The 16,708-nt window shown below is 57.8% G+C and carries 16 protein-coding genes; 3 read left to right on the top strand and 13 right to left on the bottom strand.

Translation table 11 applies throughout. The features are described 5' to 3' along the window. Window positions 1-8: 8 nt before the first annotated feature. Genes M4578_RS24835 through maiA form a run of 3 tightly spaced genes read left to right on the top strand, consistent with a single transcriptional unit; the run spans window position 9 to window position 3,317 of the window. Window positions 9-1,964 (top strand): TRAP transporter permease, encoded by a 1,956-nt coding sequence (locus M4578_RS24835; RefSeq protein WP_081894022.1) that lies wholly within the window; start codon window positions 9-11, stop codon window positions 1,962-1,964. A 1-nt stretch (window position 1,965) separates the two neighbouring features. Beyond that, window positions 1,966-2,673 (top strand): fumarylacetoacetate hydrolase family protein, encoded by a 708-nt coding sequence (locus tag M4578_RS24830; protein WP_258095827.1) that lies wholly within the window; start codon window positions 1,966-1,968, stop codon window positions 2,671-2,673. Beyond that, window positions 2,670-3,317 (top strand): maleylacetoacetate isomerase, encoded by a 648-nt coding sequence (maiA, locus tag M4578_RS24825; protein WP_036563032.1) that lies wholly within the window; start codon window positions 2,670-2,672, stop codon window positions 3,315-3,317. The genes M4578_RS24830 and maiA overlap by 4 nt, the downstream gene beginning before the upstream one ends. A gap of 35 nt (window positions 3,318-3,352) precedes the next feature. Here the strand turns inward: maiA and M4578_RS24820 are convergent, their stop codons facing one another. The 13 genes from M4578_RS24820 to M4578_RS24760 all read right to left on the bottom strand — a co-directional run bounded on the left by M4578_RS24820 (window position 3,353) and on the right by M4578_RS24760 (window position 16,536). Next, window positions 3,353-4,255, bottom strand: a complete 903-nt coding sequence (locus M4578_RS24820) for a hydroxymethylglutaryl-CoA lyase (protein ID WP_036563031.1) — start codon at window positions 4,253-4,255, stop codon at window positions 3,353-3,355. Beyond that, complete coding sequence (locus M4578_RS24815) at window positions 4,252-5,478, bottom strand: CaiB/BaiF CoA transferase family protein (RefSeq protein WP_258095826.1); 1,227 nt, start codon at window positions 5,476-5,478, stop codon at window positions 4,252-4,254. Before M4578_RS24815 ends, M4578_RS24820 begins: the two co-directional genes overlap by 4 nt. Window positions 5,479-5,500: 22 nt before the next feature. Further along, on the bottom strand, window positions 5,501-6,358 hold the full coding sequence (locus tag M4578_RS24810) for a fumarylacetoacetate hydrolase family protein (RefSeq protein WP_036563011.1): 858 nt from the start codon (window positions 6,356-6,358) through the stop codon (window positions 5,501-5,503). A gap of 48 nt (window positions 6,359-6,406) precedes the next feature. Then, entirely contained in the window at window positions 6,407-7,645 is a 1,239-nt protein-coding gene (locus tag M4578_RS24805) for a cytochrome P450 (RefSeq protein WP_258095825.1), read from the bottom strand. 76 nt (window positions 7,646-7,721) lie between these two features. After that, the gene (locus M4578_RS24800) at window positions 7,722-9,179 is read right to left on the bottom strand and encodes an aldehyde dehydrogenase (RefSeq protein WP_258095824.1); all 1,458 of its coding nucleotides are present in this window, start codon (window positions 9,177-9,179) and stop codon (window positions 7,722-7,724) included. A gap of 91 nt (window positions 9,180-9,270) precedes the next feature. Next, window positions 9,271-10,098 carry a 3-(cis-5,6-dihydroxycyclohexa-1,3-dien-1-yl)propanoate dehydrogenase gene (gene hcaB, locus M4578_RS24795; protein WP_258095823.1) on the bottom strand — a complete coding sequence of 276 codons (828 nt, stop codon included), beginning with the start codon at window positions 10,096-10,098 and terminating at the stop codon, window positions 9,271-9,273. A gap of 3 nt (window positions 10,099-10,101) precedes the next feature. After that, the gene (locus tag M4578_RS24790) at window positions 10,102-10,434 is read right to left on the bottom strand and encodes a non-heme iron oxygenase ferredoxin subunit (protein ID WP_258095822.1); all 333 of its coding nucleotides are present in this window, start codon (window positions 10,432-10,434) and stop codon (window positions 10,102-10,104) included. 16 nt (window positions 10,435-10,450) lie between these two features. Then, on the bottom strand, window positions 10,451-11,011 hold the full coding sequence (locus M4578_RS24785; protein ID WP_036563004.1) for an aromatic-ring-hydroxylating dioxygenase subunit beta: 561 nt from the start codon (window positions 11,009-11,011) through the stop codon (window positions 10,451-10,453). A gap of 60 nt (window positions 11,012-11,071) precedes the next feature. Then, a complete protein-coding gene (locus M4578_RS24780) occupies window positions 11,072-12,427 on the bottom strand; it encodes an aromatic ring-hydroxylating dioxygenase subunit alpha (RefSeq protein WP_258095821.1) in 1,356 nt (451 codons plus the stop codon). Window positions 12,428-12,535: 108 nt separating this feature from the next. Further along, window positions 12,536-13,588, bottom strand: coding sequence for a gentisate 1,2-dioxygenase (gtdA, locus tag M4578_RS24775; RefSeq protein WP_258095820.1), 1,053 nt, complete (start codon window positions 13,586-13,588; stop codon window positions 12,536-12,538). Window positions 13,589-13,624: 36 nt separating this feature from the next. Beyond that, complete coding sequence (locus tag M4578_RS24770) at window positions 13,625-13,948, bottom strand: 2Fe-2S iron-sulfur cluster-binding protein (RefSeq protein WP_258095819.1); 324 nt, start codon at window positions 13,946-13,948, stop codon at window positions 13,625-13,627. 375 nt (window positions 13,949-14,323) lie between these two features. Then, entirely contained in the window at window positions 14,324-16,387 is a 2,064-nt protein-coding gene (gene lpdA, locus M4578_RS24765; RefSeq protein WP_081894021.1) for a dihydrolipoyl dehydrogenase, read from the bottom strand. Between the two features lie 14 nt (window positions 16,388-16,401). Beyond that, window positions 16,402-16,536 (bottom strand): hypothetical protein, encoded by a 135-nt coding sequence (locus M4578_RS24760; protein ID WP_258095818.1) that lies wholly within the window; start codon window positions 16,534-16,536, stop codon window positions 16,402-16,404. Window positions 16,537-16,708 lie beyond the last annotated feature (172 nt).

The raw sequence follows: 16,708 nt of genomic DNA, 5'->3' as shown, positions 1-16,708 counted from the left end.
CGTCTTCCATGGACCAGACTATCATGACTCCCGCAGAACGGGTTCGGCGCCTTGTCGTGCCCGTTCTCGCCGCGCTTCTGACATTGGCGGCGTTAGTGCAAGTTGCGAATGTACCGTCAATGTTGGGATACCTGTTCTATACCGAACAGTTCCTTGCTGTGGTCCTTGCCCTTGGACTGCCCGTGGTATTTCTTGGCAAGAGCCGCGATGGCAATCGGACGATACCGCGCATACTGCTCATAGCCGCTGACTGGATCTTTGCGGCGCTGAGTTTCGGCGCGGCGCTTTACCTCGCGCTGCGCTATCCCGAACTCGGAAGCGCTTGGCTCGCGAAACCGGTTGAAGCGATGGTGGTGGCCGCGCTTCTGTTGCCGCTGGTCCTGGAAGCGTTACGTCGCACTACGGGCTGGACGCTTGTAATCCTCGTGATGCTGATGCTCGCGATCGGGCTGTTTGGGCATAATCTGCAAGGCACCCTGCAAACCCGTCAAGTCGATGCGGATCGGCTGTTTCTCTATCTCATCTTTGACGCAAACGGCCTCCTTGGCCTTACGTTGAATGTCGCGGCGACAATCGTGATCGCTTTTGTGTTCTTTGGCGCGCTGCTGATGCGTTCGGGTGGGGGAGAGTTTTTCAACGATCTCGCCAGTTCTTCCATGGGCAGCCGTCGGGGCGGTGCGGCAAAAGTGTCTATCATCGGTTCCATGTTGTTTGGAACAATTTCGGGCGTGGTGGTTTCAAACATCGTCGCCACCGGGGTCGTAACGATCAAATTGATGATCAATTCCGGGTTTTCGCGCGCCCGTGCCGCAGCGATTGAGGCCGTCGCTTCGACGGGCGGGCAGATAGTCCCCCCCGTGATGGGCGCGGTTGCATTCCTTATGGCTGACATCCTTCAGCGGCCTTATTCCGAGATCGTCATTGCCGCCATTGTTCCCGCCTTTCTCTATTATCTCGCATTGTTCATTCAGGTGGACATTTCTGCGGCGCGCGACGGAATCAAACCTCTTGACCGCAGCCAATTGAAATCCCTGGGCGAGGTTATGCGCAAGGGCTGGCCCTTTACCCTTCCATTTGCCGCCATCATACTTGCGATATTCCAGTTCAATCAGCGAGCGGAACTTGCGGCATTGATCGGTTCGGGACTGGCATTGCTGGTCGGTATCTATCCCGGCTATGGAGGGCATCGGATCAGGTTGCGTCAATTTGCCAGTGCGCTAAGTGAAACCGGACGCTCATTGACTGACATTCTGATGATTTCCGCCGCAGCGGGTCTGATAATCGGCATGCTCAACGTCAGTGGGTTTGGATTTGCGATGACGGCATCTCTGGTCACCCTGGGCGGCGAAAGTTTGTTTGCGCTGTTGCTTATAGCTGCCGTCGCCAGTCTAATTCTCGGAATGGGTATGCCGACGATCGGCGTTTATCTGCTGCTTGCTGTGCTGATCGCGCCGGCATTGGTGGGAACGGGTATTGATCCGATCGCCGCGCATCTCTTCATATTCTATCTCGGTATGATGTCGATGGTAACACCGCCAATCGGTATTGGCGCGTTCTTTGCCGCCGTCATCGCCAAGGCGCCGCCAATGAAAACCTCACTGGAAGCGGTACGGCTGGGATGGACAGCTTACATTGTACCCTTCATTTTCGTTTTCTCACCGGCACTGCTGCTCAATGGTGATCCGGTCGAGGTCGTCATTGCGGTCGTAACGGCCAGTCTGGGCGTCTATGCAGTGTCTGCCGCCTTTGTAGGCTGGATGGCGGGGCGGCTGAGCATCGGCATCCGCCTGCTTCTCGGATGTGCGGGGGCGGCGCTACTCATCCCCGCTGCGCCGGGTGACAACATGACGGTCGCACTAAACGCAAGCGGCTTCCTGCTGCTCAGTGGGCTGTTCCTGACATTTCGGGCGCGATCGCGTCATTCAGTGAACATCCCTGCCAATGTAACTTCGCATGAGGAATAATATGGCTTTCGTCTTTGATCCAATGCCCCAACCTTCAGTTGCCGTGGCGGGGAGCGATGATCGGCTGCCAGTGCGCCGCGTCTTCTGCGTCGGCCGCAACTACGCCGCGCATGCAAGAGAAATGGGCAAGGATCCTGACCGTGATCCGCCGTTCTTTTTCACCAAACCCGCTGACGCTGTCGTGGATTCCGGTGTCGCGGTGGCTTATCCTGCCGAGACCTTGAATTTTCACTACGAGGCCGAGCTGGTGGTTGCCATCGGGAAAGCTGGCCGGGACATTCCGACCCAGCACGCCTTGGACCATGTCTGGGGCTACGCTGTCGGAAATGATTTGACGCGCCGCGACCTTCAGCTTGCCGCACGCGAGCAGGGTCGGCCGTGGGATTGGGGCAAGGCCTTCGACTTTTCGGCAGTGATTGGTCCCGTTCATCCTGTCGCACAGGTTGGCCATCTCGGGCGTGGGCGTATCTCGCTGTCCGTCAACGATGTGCTGAAACAGGACTCGGATTTGGCAAATCTGATCTGGTCCGTTCCAGAGATCATCTCGATCCTATCGCAGTCGATGGAGATGAAGCCAGGCGATATCATCATGACCGGAACACCGGAGGGGGTTGGGCCGCTGGTTCCCGGCGATCATTGCGTGATCGAGATCGAGGGACTTGGCAAGATCGAAACGCCCATCACCGAACGCGTGAAAGGACAGGCATGACACTTCGTCTGCACAATTTCTTTCGTTCGTCCACGTCGACCCGTCTCAGGGCAGCTCTGAACCTGAAGGGACTGGCATACGATTACGTTCCCTATGCGTTGCGGAAGGGAGAGACTCGCACGCCCGAGTTCTTGCGCCGTAATCCGCAGGGTCTGGTACCCGTCCTCGAACTCGAGGACGGTCAACACCTGACCCAGTCCCTCGCCATCATCGAATGGCTTGATGAAACCCATCCGCAGCCGGCGCTACTGCCCCGTGATCCAGAGGCCCGCGCCCGCGTTCGCGCGCTGAGCTACATGATTGCCATGGAAATCCATCCCCTGAACAACTTGCGGGTGCTGATGCGCGTTGGTGAGCAGTTCGGGGCTGACGAAAACGCGCAGAAGGCATGGTTCACCCATTGGGTGAATCTGGGCTTTGACGCACTGGAGGCCGAGCTTTCACAAAACCCTGAAACCGGCCGTTTCTGCTGTGGTGATGAACCGGGAATGGCGGATATCTGTCTGTATGCGCAGGTCTGGAACAACCGGCGTTTCGACATTCCACTGGACGCCTGGCCGACCATCGCACGTATCTATGCTGCGTGCGACACCCTGCCCGCCTTCAGCGACGCCGCGCCATCAAGGCAACCCGACGCCCAGTGACTGGACCAGACATGACCTCCGGATAACTCCGGAGGTCATGCACAGCCGGCGAGAGCTTTGCGAACGCGACCGCCGGCAGACGCGCCGGGGATGCACGCGCCGTCTTTTGCAATCTCGATCAACGCGGACAAATCCACATTCGTCTGGATTCCACGCCGCTCGAACATCCAAACAACATCTTCGGTTGCAACATTGCCGCTTGCGCCAGGGGCAAAGGGACAGCCGCCAAGTCCGGCAAAGGCCGCATCCACGACGCGCACGCCAGCCTCCCAAGCAGCGTGGACATTGGCCAGGCCAAGTCCGTAAGTGTCATGGGTGTGCACAGCCCAAGAGCCCACTTCCGGAAATCGAGAGATCACCGCGTCGAATACCTCCCCGACTTGATCGGGAACCGCTTTGCCGGTCGTATCACACAGCGCGATCTCCGCTGTCGGAGCGAGCGGAATCAGTTGATCGAGCAACGTCAACACCTGTTCTGTTCCGATCCTCCCCTCAAACGGGCAGTCGAACGCTGTCGCTATATTAAGGCGCAGTGAAATGCCCGGAGGCAGGTCAGCGATCATCGCTGCATAATCGGACACCGACTCTTCCGGCGTACGACGCACATTGCTCCGATTATGGCTTTCAGATACAGACAGCACATAGGCAAGCGATCGAGCTCCAAAGGCCAGTGCCTGCCCCGCCCGAGACGCCGTGGGAATGAGAACCTGCCCGAGAACACCCGGCACGCCTTGGCTTGCGGCAATAACGTCCTTGGCATCGGCCAGTTGTGGCACTGCCTTGTCGCTGACGCAGGACGTGATTTCGAACCGTTCCAGTCCGGTCGCAGCAAGCCGCTCTATGAACTGGATCTTGCGCTCTGTCGGGATAAGAGGAACAATTCCCTGAAACCCATCTCGGGGGCCTACTTCGACGATGGTGACCGGTCGCGCCGTCATGTGATGACCTTTTCCGACCGTAGCCGACCGATTTCCTGCGCCGTCATGTGGGCAAACTCGCGGAGGACATCATCAGTGTCTTGCCCAAGGTTTTGGCCGGCAAAACGAATGGCTCCGGGGCAATCCGGTAGGTGCGGCACGATTCCGGGGTGGAGGACCGTGCCCTGTTCGGCATCCGTGACCTTGCGGATCATACCGCGCGCCTGGAATTGCGGGTCCGCGACAATTTCGGCGGCGGTGTAAATCAGGGTCGAAGGAATGTCCGCTTCGGCGACTATGCGCGCCGCGTCGTTTGCGTCGTGCCGTCGGGTCCATTCCGCTATGGCTGAATCCAGCCGGTCAGCCTGCGCCACGCGACCGGAATTGGTGGACAGTTCTGGATCGGAGGCGAAGTCATCGCGACCGATCAAAGTCATCAGGCGACCAAAGAGAAGGTCGGAATTGGCAGCGATCAAGAGCCAGCGATCATCCCGCGTCGGATAGGCGCTGGTCGGTGCGGCGGTCGAAATGCGCGCGCCCGTCGGTTTCTTGATCTGGCCAAGCGCACCGTAAGCAGGCAGCATATCCTCCATCAGGCTCAGCACACTCTCGGTGAGAGCCACATCGACCACATGACAGGACGAGGATTTGTTCTCTGCGCGGCCCAGCAACTGGGCCAGCACGCCGATTGCAGCATAAAGCCCGGCAACCGAATCCCCCAACGAGACCCCCACCCTGACCGGCGGCAAATCGCTTGTCCCCTGAGGATGGTCTGTCAGGTAGCGAAGACCGCCGATTGCCTCGCCAATAACGCCAAATGCGGCGCGATCCCGTTCGGGACCGTTTTGCCCGTAACCCGAGATATGGGCGACCACAAGACCCGGGCGCAGCGTTTCGAGAACCTCGTAAGAAAGGCCAAGTCGCGCAAGCGCTCCGGGGCGGAGATTTTCGACCAATGCATCGCAAGACGCGATGACTTTTTGGACGGCCTCCAGCCCCTCAGGGGACTTGATGTCGATCGCGACGGAACGCTTGTTGCGAGCGTGTACGCTCCACCATAGCGAGCGATCGTTCTGTTTCGCTCCCCAGTCTCGCGCGGGGTCTCCAGCGGGCGGCTCGATTTTTATGATCTCCGCGCCAAGGTCGCCTAGGATGCGCGTGCAAAATGGCGCCGCGATGTAATGCCCGATTTCCAGAATTCGAATACCGGAAAGCGGGCCGAAAGAATTGGGTTTCGGAGTCAACTTACGTCCTCGGGAAACTGTATCAGGAAACTTGTATCGACATTGAGCCGATGCCCTCGATCCACGCGTCGATGGAGTTGCCAGGAGTGACTGGCCCAACGCCTTCGGGTGTGCCCGTATAGATCACGTCGCCCGGATGAAGGGTGTAGAAACTCGAAGCCATTTCGATTAGTTCGGGAATACTCAGAACGAGATCACGCGTATTGGCCTTTTGCCGTACCTCGCCATCTACAGACAATTCCATGTCGAGATTTCCCGAATCGTTGATCTCATCCGCAGTCACAAGCCACGGGCCGAGCACCGAGTATGTATCAATCGACTTGCGCATACTGCGTTCTTCGGACCCGCGAACCGTCATGTCGAGACCGATCGCGTAGGCGGCGACATGATCAAGCGCCTGTTCTGCTGTGACGCGGTCCGCGGTGCGCCCGATGATCACGGCAAGTTCAAGCTCGTGGTCCGTGCGTCTTTCGGGGAAGCGCACAGCAACCGCGTCCGAAGCGCCAATCAGGCTGCTGGTCGCCTTCAGAAAAAGCCCGACCTCCTGAATGACACGCACCTGCGCTGCATTGTTTTGATGGATTTCTTCCTGCTCGCGCGCTTCTTGCAGATGTTTGGTGTAGTTTACAGGCGCAGCTACCAGCTTGCCGGGATTGGCGACCGGCGGGTGCAAACGAACATCGGAAAGCGGCTTGCGCGCGCCGGACTGGCTTGCTGTTTCAATCGGCGTTTTCAGTTCGGACAAATGCGAAATGAGCCGGTCCTGCCGTGGCAGCGGATACCGCAGTGGGGCAAGTTCGTCGAGTGCCGACGTGACATCGATGACAGTTTCACCGTCGACAAGACCGATCCGGTCCTCATCAAAAATGCAGAGTTTCATGTAGTTATCTTTCAGCCAGCGGCTTTCGATGGCGCTTCGGTGTTCGCGTCACGCGAGGCGCAGCGGCAGGTCGGCGAGACCACGGAACCGCGTGTTGTGATTGAAATGCGCAGGTCCCGTCCGCTCTATGGTCTTGAACCGCCGCAGAACTGCCGGCACAGCAACAGATGCCTCAAGCCGCGCGAGGGGACGGCCAATGCAAACATGAATGCCTGCACCGAAACCCATATGATTGTTGGGCTTGCGCGCAAGGTTGAGCTTTTCAGGATTGTCGAACACCCGTTCATCCCGATTTGCAGAGGCCTGGCAAATTATCACCTCGGTGCCTTTCGGGATTGTGCCGTTTCCACTGTCGAGTTCGATGTCGCGCGTCACGCGGCGGCCTTGAAGCTGGAGAGGCGTGATAAACCGGACCAGTTCTTCAATCGCAACGTTGACGGGGACGTCGCCGTTGCGCATTTGCGCCATGGCTTCGGGGTCATCCAGAAGATAGTGGATCGATTGCGAAATCAGGTTGGTGGTGGTTTCGTGACCGCCGTTCAGTGTGACGATGCACATATGCAGAATTTCATCGTCGCTAACCGTGACGCCATTCCGCTGAGCAGCGACCATCGCGCTTAGCACATCGCTCATCGGGTCGATGTCAGTGCTGCGCTGGCGTTTTTCGAGGAAGGGACGCAGGTACGACTTGAATTCGGCAGTGGCCTCGTGCCCTTCCGTGATCGCGTCGGCCGGGACTGCGGGGTTCAGCGGGAAAAGAACCTTGCGTCCGACGCCCTGGATATAGTCCGCATCTTCTACAGGGACGCCAATCAACTTGCAGATAACGGCAACCGGCAGCCGAAAGGCGAAGTCCGAAACGAAGTCGACATCCCGTTTTTCGGCGACAACATCGAGATGTTTCTCAACCGTCTCTTCGATAAAGCCCTTCACGGATTGAATGGACGCCTGCGAAAAAAACGGGTTGACGATGTTGCGCAGCCGATCGTGATCCGGTTGATCGCGGAAAAGCATCGTGGATGTGTGATGCTCGAGAAGTGGGCCTTCGCCAAACCGTTGGCGAAATTGTTCGCCTTTGAACACCTCTCCGCTGATGTCGCGCCAGACCTGCCGGACATCGGCATACTGTGTCAGTAGAACACTGCCGTCAGAATTCAGATGAACGGGATCGTCGTTGCGTAACATCCGAAAATATGGATACGGATTATCGAAATACTCCTCGGGTACGTTGTGCAAGTCGAAAGATCGTGCAGCTTCTGTGTCCGCTGTTCTTGTTTTCAGGGTCATTATTCAACTTTCCTGCCGTTACTTTGGCAATCTAAGATGGTGTGTGGAGCGCCCCAAAAAGCGCTCCACGTCAGTGTTAACTGAAGGGATACTGCTGTTTGGGTGACTCAATCGTCAGCCACTTAAGCTCGGTAAACTCGTCGATCATCGCGCGGCCATCGAAACGACCCCAACCGCTATTGCGGGTTCCTCCGTAAGGTGCCTGCGCTTCATTGCCGACAGTCGCGCCGTTGACGTGCACCGCTCCGGTTTGGACCCGCATAGCAACGTCAAGTGTTGCGGTGATATCGTTCCCGTGGACCGCCGCCGAAAGACCGTAGTTGGGATCGTTGGCTACCTTCACCGCTTCATCGTTGTCTTTCACGCGAATGACTTGTAGGACAGGGCCAAAGGATTCCTCGCTGTAAATCTCCATGTCTGGTGTGACATGGTCCAGAATTGTCGCGGGTATGAGTGTGTTCGCAGCGCGGTTACCGGCTTTGATCATGGCACCTTTTGCGATGGCGTCGTCAAGCAGGGCGTTGATACGGTTCGAGGCACCCTGATTTATGACCGGACCGAGTGCGCAGGCACCTTGGGTGCGCTGGTCACCGGTCACAAATTGCGAGACGCGGTCGGCAAGCTTGGCGACAAATTCGTCCGCAATCGTCTCGTGCACGATGGCGCGTTCGGTGCTCATACAGATCTGGCCCTGATATAGGAAGCCACCGAAAATCGCAGCGGTTACGGCTTCGTCTACATCCGCATCGGCCAGAACGATCAGTGGAGACTTGTCGCCGAGTTCCATTAGGCTGCGCTTGAGATGCTTGCCGCAGCTGGCGGCAATGATCCTTCCAACGCGTGTCGAACCGGTGAAGTTCACCCGACGCACGCGCGGATCGGCGATCATCGCCTCGACCAGTTCAGGCGCTTCCTCGGGCTGGTTAATGATCATGTTGACCGAGCCGGCTGGGAAACCGGCGGCTTGCACCGCTTCGGTAATTAGAAAATGGACCCGCGGGGATGTTTCCGAAGCACGGAATACCACCGTGTTGCCGCAGACGAGCGGATATGCGATGGCGCGGGCCGCCAAAACGATCGGACCGTTCCAAGGCACAATCGACAGGATCACGCCAACCGGCTGCCGGACGGTCATGGACATCGTGCCGGGCTTGTCGGATGGAATGGTCTCCCCCTGTATCTGTGTTGCCATAGAAGCGGCTTCACGAAAGACGTTGGCGGCGGCCATGACATTGAAACGGGCCCAAAGTTCGCCTGAGCCGACTTCATCCTTCATTGCTGCCACAAAGTCGTCGCCGCGTTTCTCAATCTCGTCGGCCGCCCGCAACAGGAGCCCGCGGCGTTCGCTGGGGCCGGTTTGTGACCAAGCTTGGAACGTACGATCCGCCGAGGCGATTGCGGCGTCCACATCCTCACGCGTCGCGGCGGCGTATCGCGTGACCGTCACTCCATCAGCGGGAGAGGCCCGCTCAAACGTGCGATCTTCGCTAGCCGGTGCTTCTTTGCCGTCGATTTGAAGCAAAACATCCGTCATAGTATCCTCCATTCTGTTTCTTTTGCGCGATCGCCCAGTTCCATCCCGGGTGTCGGGCATTTATCATCAGGCAGCGCCCCGGACCTCAGACTTATCCGAACTTCTCCACCAGTTCTGCGCCCATATTGGGAGACATGAAGCCCCGCATTCCGATCCCGCCGTCGAAGTTCAGGACCGCGCCCGTCGCTGGGCCATTGTCGTTGCGGTCGGCAAAGAAGACATAGGCGCCGGCGTATTCATCTGCATAAAACGCTTTTTCCAGGGGCAGGATCTGCTTCATCAAATCATCGAGAGGCAAGTCGGAAAAGCGGTTGTCCTCTTGGGACAGGCTGGAAAGCCCTGCCAGATTAGATCCTCCAATGCCGCCGGGCGCGACACCGTTTACCCGAATGTGTGGGGCCCATTCATGTGCCATCTGTTTAATCATGCCGACGACACCGTGCTTGGCAGCCGTGTAGAGAACTCCTCCTCCGCCAGGATAGAATCCAGCGTTTGACACGGTAAAAATCGCATTACCTTTGCTCTTGTAGAGTTCGGGCAATGCGGCCTTGGCGGCAAGAATGTAACCATTAAGGTTAATTCCGATGAGCTCATCAATCGCGTCCGCAATCTGGTCGTCGTCGGCGCTAGCAAGCGTCGCGTTATAATCCCACACGCCAGCGTTTCCGATAAGCGTATCGAGTTTTCCAAACGCTTTCACACATTCGGCAACAGCATTTTTGTTGTCGTCCATGCTTCGAACATCGCCTGCGACGCCGACCACGGCTCCCTGATGGGCGGAGACCACCTCTTCAATACGCTCGTGAGAGCGATCAAGGATAGCGACACGCGCTCCTTCTTTCACGAACCGTTCGACGATCGCCTTGCCGAGTCCCGACCCGCCACCGGTCACGAGCGCGACCTGATCCTTCATACGCATAGTTTATTCCCCCTCCGTGACTTTTTCTTCTTGACATTCTATATAGATGTTTTCGTCCTCGATCTTGACAGGAAACACCTTCAACGCCTTGCAAGCGGGAAGTGCTGTTACTTCACCGTTACGAACGTCGAATTTCGCCATGTGCAAAGAGCACTCGACGATATGTCCTTCGAGATAGCCGTCGCATAAAGACCAGGTGTCGTGCGTACAGGTGTCTTGAACGGCGTACACCGTCCCGGACACCTGACATACCAAGATCGGCTCCGAGCAGCCGGTGTATTGGACCATTTCACCCTCTGGCACTTCTGCCAGAGGGAACGTTTTGTGCCATGCCATTTATTTACCTTTCAGCTTAGAAAAAGAAGCTGATGTTATTCGACAGCACGGTGCTTTGATCCAGCAGAATCTTGCGCTTCACAACTTCGAACCCGCGCTCGTCGTCCACCCGGCGGATTTTATCCTGTCGTTCTGCCGAGAAAATATCAGCCTGGCGTTCCTGACGGTTGCGATAGGTTATGACCGATGTGCTTACGTCGTACTCGCCTTCTTCCGCACCTTTCCAGATCAGGACGTTGCTGACGATATGCCGCAACCGAGAAGCGGGGTTCTCAGACCAACCCACATCCGACATGATTTTGCGGATACGTCCCTCAAGCATGTTCCAGTCGTCGAAGAAATGGGCGAAACCGTTTTTGTCGGTGTATTCCTTTTCCGTTTCTCGCATGATTCTCGTCGTGCGGATTGGCGCCCAGTATTCAATTTCCTTCGACATCAGAGTGAACCAGCTCTCCCAGTTCCTGTCTCCCATCAGCTTTGCTTCCCAGAAGTAAAACTGTTCAATTTCTTGTTGAAGTTCGACTGAAACCGGTGCGGGTTTCACCGAGAAGTCGTTCTTGGTAATGATGTCAAGCATTGTGCCCTCCCTTCAGCTTGCCAGCAGACCCATCTTTGGGCCTGCCGTTTGCTTTCCATGTCACTCAGCTGCCTTCAAAGTAGGCACAGAGTCGAGAAACGAAAAATCCGAGGTCGTCAACATCCGCGCCCAATGAGCGTAGATATTCCGCGCGGCTTCCTCGCCATATGTGTCGGCGAAGCTCTTTCCGGGGTAGCCGGGTTCCGCATCGCGTACCGTATGATCCGACATCTCGATGTTGAATTTTTGCTGTTTGGCAACATGACCGCGCAGTACGTGCTGGATGTCATTCCAGTTTTCGCCGTCATCCTGTTCGAACACACCGCCAGCCGAGAAGGTCCGAACATTATTACGAGACCATTCCTGCTTGATGGCGTCGGGCGCCTTTTTGTCAACAAGCGTAAAGGACCAGATTTCCATCTCGTGAGGCCCCCTCGGCTGCCACATCCGCACTGTGTTAATTCCGGTCAGGAAAGACAGGTTCGGGAAGACATTCATGTGACACAGATTGATGTCGGCTCTCTCTTTGCCGATACGCTCCACAGCTTCCGGGTAGCTTGTTTGTGTGAGATACTCGGTGACTGCGGGCCCAACGATGACCTGATAGAACATCGGGTTGCGGAGGAAGAGTCCGCACGCATGACCATTACCGATATAGACATTCAATCCGTCAGTTGGCGGCTGCACCTGGCTCAAGTCGGTACCGGCCGGCACCCCCGCCATAATGCCCGAAATGTGCGATGTGGTGCCAGCGTGATAGGCGTCGCTTCCAAACTGCTCGGCAGCGAATTTCCAGTTGGCGGGAATAACCCACTTCTGGATACCCTCAATCACCTCTGTTCCGCCTTCAACACGATCCAGCATGGTGTCCATGTAGAACTTGGCGTCGCCGAGATAGGTATCGAGATCGGGTGCGCTCTCATCCCAGTTGGCAAAGATAAGGCCCTTGTAGGTCTCGACCCGTGCCTGTTTCGGACCCCATTCATCCTTTTTCAGGGCGTCGTTGAAGGCCTCTGTCTCCATCGGCACACTGACGAGATTTCCCGCCGAGTCATACGCCCACCCGTGATAAGGGCAAGTGAACGCACGCGCGTTACCGGCGTCGACACGGCAGATGCGCATGCCACGATGCCGGCACTGGTTGAGGAAAACGCGGATCGAATTGTCTTTTTGCCTCACGACAACGACAGGGTCTTCACCAATGTATGCCGATTGAAAATCGCCGTAATTCGGAAGCTGCGACTCGTGTCCGACGCAAATCCAGGTACGAGCAAAAATCTTCTCAAGCTCAAGCTGATACAGCTCTTCGCTGGTGTAGATCTCGGGGCTGTATTTTCCGGTTTTGGTGTCGACGAGGTTTTTGATGTCCTCGTCGGTATACGTCTTGCTCGAAGCCGTATGGGGCGCGTTTGTCATGTCTTTCCTCCCTTGGCGATAACTTTGTGATCCGCCCCTCCAACAAGACGGATATGTGACCTACGATTTAGTATACATGTGGATGCGTCCCGCATCTCGGTGAAGCGATCATTTCTGATTTCCGCGATCCTCCCTCCACAGACCAAGCTTTTCTTGTGCCACACGATCGGAGTAGGTGAAGAACACCGCTTCTCCGTCGGGCATGTGTTTGATCCATTTCCAGCTCGGCGCGACAAAGACGTCCTTGGGACCCCATTCCAGCACTTCGTCGCCGATCTGCGACTTGCCCTGACCTTCCATCACGACAAACACGGTTGCGTCCGTCGAGCGGTAGGGCGCGGTTTCGAACCCCTTCGGCAGAAGCTGGAGACCGGGGGCGATTGTCGGCATGGCCCATCCGCCGTCCAGCGGGTTCACATAGCGCATGCGAAATCCGTGGCAGCGGTCGGCATCTTCGGCCGACTTCAGCTTTTCTAGGGCCTCGCGCGAGCGATCATAGGGGTAGTTGAAGATCGGGGATGCCAAGCCCTTACGCTCATAGTCATAAGGCAGCATGTTCGCGGCGAAACGCGCGGTGCTGTCGCCGAGTGGGCGCGTGATGGGCTGCTCGTCTTCGCCATGCTCTTCGGCGAACGACGCGTCGAACAGTGACACCACCGCTATATCGAGACCATCAAGCCAGATCATCGGCTCATCGGAACTGTTGCCATGGTCATGCCAGCCCCAAGGCGGCGTGATGACGAAGTCACCGAAAGACATCATGGTGCGCTCGCCGTTCACGGCGGTGTGCGCCCCCTCACCGTCAAGCACCAGGCGAAGTGCCGACTGGCTGTGCCGGTGGGCCGGGGCGACTTCTCCGGGCATGACGATCTGAAGGCCGGCGTAGAGTGACGTGGTGATCCGTGATTGACCACGCAGGCCGGGGTTTTCCAGGATAAGCACGCGCCTCTCAGCTTCTTTCGCCGTGATCAGCCCGCCCGCTTCCAGCAGATAGTCCTTTGCAACCTGGAACCGCCAGACATGGGGAACGCAGTCGCTCTTCGGCTCGGGTGTAATGATGCTATTCAACACAGCCCAGAGCGGGGTGTAGGAATTGCTGTCGATCTTCTCGTAGAACGCTTTGCGTTCCGCCGTTTCTTCGGGTGCCTCTGTCAGCGACATTGGAGCCTCCTTCTTAGCCTAAAAGCGCAAGCCGCCTCAGAACTGAAATTCCGGTGTCGTCAACTCAATCCCCGAGATTTTGGGGCTCAGCTTTATCTGACATGACAGACGACTGTTCTCCTGCCTGTTGGCGGCGAATTCGAGCATCGAAAGCTCGTTATCCGACGGCGGATCAAGCTCGTTGATCCACTCTTCGCCCACATAAACGTGACAGGTTGCACAGGCGCATGCCCCGCCGCACTCGGCATCGATTCCCGGCACGCCGTTATTCGAGGCGACCTCCATTGCCGAAGAGCCTTCCTGGCCATCAATCTCCCGACGTGTCCCGTCGTATTCGATGAATACTACAGATACAGTCATATCCGCCTCCCTTTCCTCTCAGCCATGAGTGATGCCCAAGCTTGGGCAGAACCCTCACGGCACCAATTCACTGCATATTTCCTTCAGGTATTCGGAGTACCTGAAGCCCCCTGGTTCGAATTAGTATGCATAGTCACTAAAGTCCGTTGAAACTCTTGTCAAGGCACTTGAACCGGCCCTGTTTTCGCCCGGGCACGCGGCCCGAACCATGACGGCGCGGGGCTCTCCTCAGACGGGAGATTTCAGCAGAACGGTGGTCGATCTTTCCCAAAAAGTGATGGTGACTGGCAGCTCCAGCCACGTCGGAATGGATCGTATGAACATCCACGAAATGCCGGAATGACGCTGCTCGGCTGCCACCCGGTCTTGCGGGCCTTACAGATCGGTAATGGTCCCCTCAGACACCTCTGCGGCCAGCCCCAGGGTTTCCGAAAGGGTCGGATGCGGATGGATCGTCAGCGCCAGATCTTCGGCATCGGCACCCATTTCGATCGCAAGCACAGCCTCGGCCAGAAGGTCTCCGGCATTTGGCCCGGTGATCCCAGCGCCGATGATTCGTTTGGTATCGGGGTCGAACAACAGCTTGGTGACCCCCTCATTGCGGCCTAGCGACAAAGACCGCCCCGAGGCCGCCCAAGGGAATGCGCCTTTCCGGACCTTCACACCCTTTGACTTCGCTTCGGCCTCGGTCATGCCGACCCAGGCAATTTCCGGATCGGTATAGGCCACGGACGGGATAACCCGCGCATCGAACACAGATTTTTCGCCGCAGGCCACTTCGGCCGCAACCTTGGCTTCATGCACGGCCTTATGCGCAAGCATCGGCTGGCCAACCACATCGCCGATGGCAAAGATATGCGGCTGATTGGTGCGCATCTGCGTGTCCACCGGGATAAACCCGCGCTCATCCACGGTTACGCCTGCCGCGTCGGCAGCCACCAGCGCTCCGTTGGGCTTGCGGCCAACGGCGACAAGAACTTTGTCAAATTCAGCTTCAAAGATGCCGTTCGGTCCGTCGAATGTGGCCACAAGACCTGCATCAGTGGCCTCGACCTTGGTGACCTTGGTCTTCAGAAGGACGCGTTCATAGCGTTTCTCGATCCGCTTCATCAGCGGCATTACCAGATCGCGATCCGCTTCGGGGATGATCTGATCCATCAGTTCAACAATGGTGATTTTCGATCCAAGAGCATCATAGACCTGCGCCATTTCGAGCCCGATGATCCCGCCGCCCACCACCAGCATCCGTTCAGGGATATCGGCAAGCGCCAGCGCGCCGGTGCTGTCGATCACGCGCGAATCGTCGGGCAGGAACGGCAGGCGCACGGGTTCCGACCCGCAGGCGATGACCGCATGATCAAAGCTGACGGTCTGCGTGCCCTCGGCAGTCTCTACACGAATGACATTGGGGCCCGCGAACCGCCCGGTGCCCCTGACGACGGTGACCTTACGCTTGCGCGCCAGACCATTCAGTCCGCCGGTGAGCTTGCCGACCACCCCATCCTTGAAGCTGCGAACGCCGTCCAGGTCGACCGTCGGGGCGGCGAAACTGACCCCGTGGGCGGATAACGCCTGCGCTTCGTCCATGGCCTTGGCCACATGCAGCAGTGCCTTGGACGGGATACACCCCACGTTCAGGCAGACGCCCCCCAGCCTGTCCCAGCGTTCGATCAGCGTGACCTTGAGTCCGAGATCGGCGGCGCGGAAGGCGGCTGTATAGCCACCCGGTCCAGCGCCAAGCACCAGGAATTCCGCGTGGCTGTCTGCGCCGCTGGCAGAGGCGGCGGTCTGCAGGGCCGGCACGGGCTGCCGTGCGGGCGCAGCCTCGGGGGGCGCTTCTGCGGTCGCTTCGCCTTCGGCGTCAAGCGTCATCACCAGACTGCCCTTGCTGACCGTGTCGCCTTCGGACACATGGATAGCGGTGACCTTGCCTGCCGCAGGCGCGGGAATATCCAGCGTCGCCTTGTCGCTTTCCAGCATCAGGATCGGATCATCCTCGGCGACGATATCGCCCAATGCCACGGTGACTTCGATCACCGGCACATCGGTGAAATCACCGATATCGGGCACGAGAAGCTCGATTTTTCCAGTAAGGGCCGCACCTTCGGCGGGTGCGGCGGCAGAGGCGCTCAGCTCTGGAACCGCATCGGCGGCCTCGCGCACATCAGGCCGGGTGGTGTCAGCTTCGGGGACTTCGCCCGCGGCCTCCAGTGTCATCACGAGGCTGCCCTCGCTGAGCTTGTCACCCTCGACCACATGGATGGCGGCGATCTTACCGCCGGTCGGTGCGGGAATATCCAGGGTTGCCTTGTCGCTTTCCAGCATCAAGATCGGGTCGTCCTTTGCGACGATATCGCCTACAGAGACGTTGATCTCGATCACGAGCACATTGGAAAAATCGCCAATATCAGGCACTTTCACGTCAATGGTGTTGGTCATGTTGCCTCCCCCTCTCATACGGTCCAGGGCGCCGGTGCCGAAGCGTCCAGGCTGAATGCGTCCAGAGCCTTCGCCAGCGTGGCCGGTTCTTCGTCGCCTGCGCGCACCAGAGCCTCGATCACCGCCAGCGCGATGTTCTTGCGGTCCACCTCGAAGAAGGCGCGCAGGTCGGCCCGGTTGGCCGAACGGCCGAAGCCATCGGTGCCGAGCGCGATGAACCTTGCATCGACGTAGGGTCAGGACTTCGGTAACGGGTCTCTCTTAGTCAAGAGATTTCGGCCAAGCGATTTGGCCCCGCCGACGGGCTATTCCTGCTCAGTC

The sequence above is a fragment of the Salipiger pentaromativorans genome, assembly GCF_024721115.1.
GTDB lineage: Bacteria > Pseudomonadota > Alphaproteobacteria > Rhodobacterales > Rhodobacteraceae > Salipiger > Salipiger pentaromativorans.
Note: the sequence above shows the minus strand (reverse complement) of the source record. Positions and strands in the feature narration are given on the sequence as shown.

Bases quoted from the DNA above. Each gene is read 5' to 3' on its own strand.
- M4578_RS24835 (WP_081894022.1), top strand. From the start codon at position 9: ATGGACCAGACTATCATGACTCCCGCAGAACGGGTTCGGCGCCTTGTC.
- M4578_RS24830 (WP_258095827.1), top strand. From the start codon at position 1,966: ATGGCTTTCGTCTTTGATCCAATGCCCCAACCTTCAGTTGCCGTGGCG.
- maiA (WP_036563032.1), top strand. From the start codon at position 2,670: ATGACACTTCGTCTGCACAATTTCTTTCGTTCGTCCACGTCGACCCGT.
- M4578_RS24820 (WP_036563031.1), bottom strand. From the start codon at position 4,255: ATGACGGCGCGACCGGTCACCATCGTCGAAGTAGGCCCCCGAGATGGG.
- M4578_RS24810 (WP_036563011.1), bottom strand. From the start codon at position 6,358: ATGAAACTCTGCATTTTTGATGAGGACCGGATCGGTCTTGTCGACGGT.
- M4578_RS24805 (WP_258095825.1), bottom strand. From the start codon at position 7,645: ATGACCCTGAAAACAAGAACAGCGGACACAGAAGCTGCACGATCTTTC.
- M4578_RS24800 (WP_258095824.1), bottom strand. From the start codon at position 9,179: ATGACGGATGTTTTGCTTCAAATCGACGGCAAAGAAGCACCGGCTAGC.
- hcaB (WP_258095823.1), bottom strand. From the start codon at position 10,098: ATGCGTATGAAGGATCAGGTCGCGCTCGTGACCGGTGGCGGGTCGGGA.
- M4578_RS24790 (WP_258095822.1), bottom strand. From the start codon at position 10,434: ATGGCATGGCACAAAACGTTCCCTCTGGCAGAAGTGCCAGAGGGTGAA.
- M4578_RS24785 (WP_036563004.1), bottom strand. From the start codon at position 11,011: ATGCTTGACATCATTACCAAGAACGACTTCTCGGTGAAACCCGCACCG.
- M4578_RS24780 (WP_258095821.1), bottom strand. From the start codon at position 12,427: ATGACAAACGCGCCCCATACGGCTTCGAGCAAGACGTATACCGACGAG.
- gtdA (WP_258095820.1), bottom strand. From the start codon at position 13,588: ATGTCGCTGACAGAGGCACCCGAAGAAACGGCGGAACGCAAAGCGTTC.
- M4578_RS24770 (WP_258095819.1), bottom strand. From the start codon at position 13,948: ATGACTGTATCTGTAGTATTCATCGAATACGACGGGACACGTCGGGAG.
- lpdA (WP_081894021.1), bottom strand. From the start codon at position 16,387: ATGACCAACACCATTGACGTGAAAGTGCCTGATATTGGCGATTTTTCC.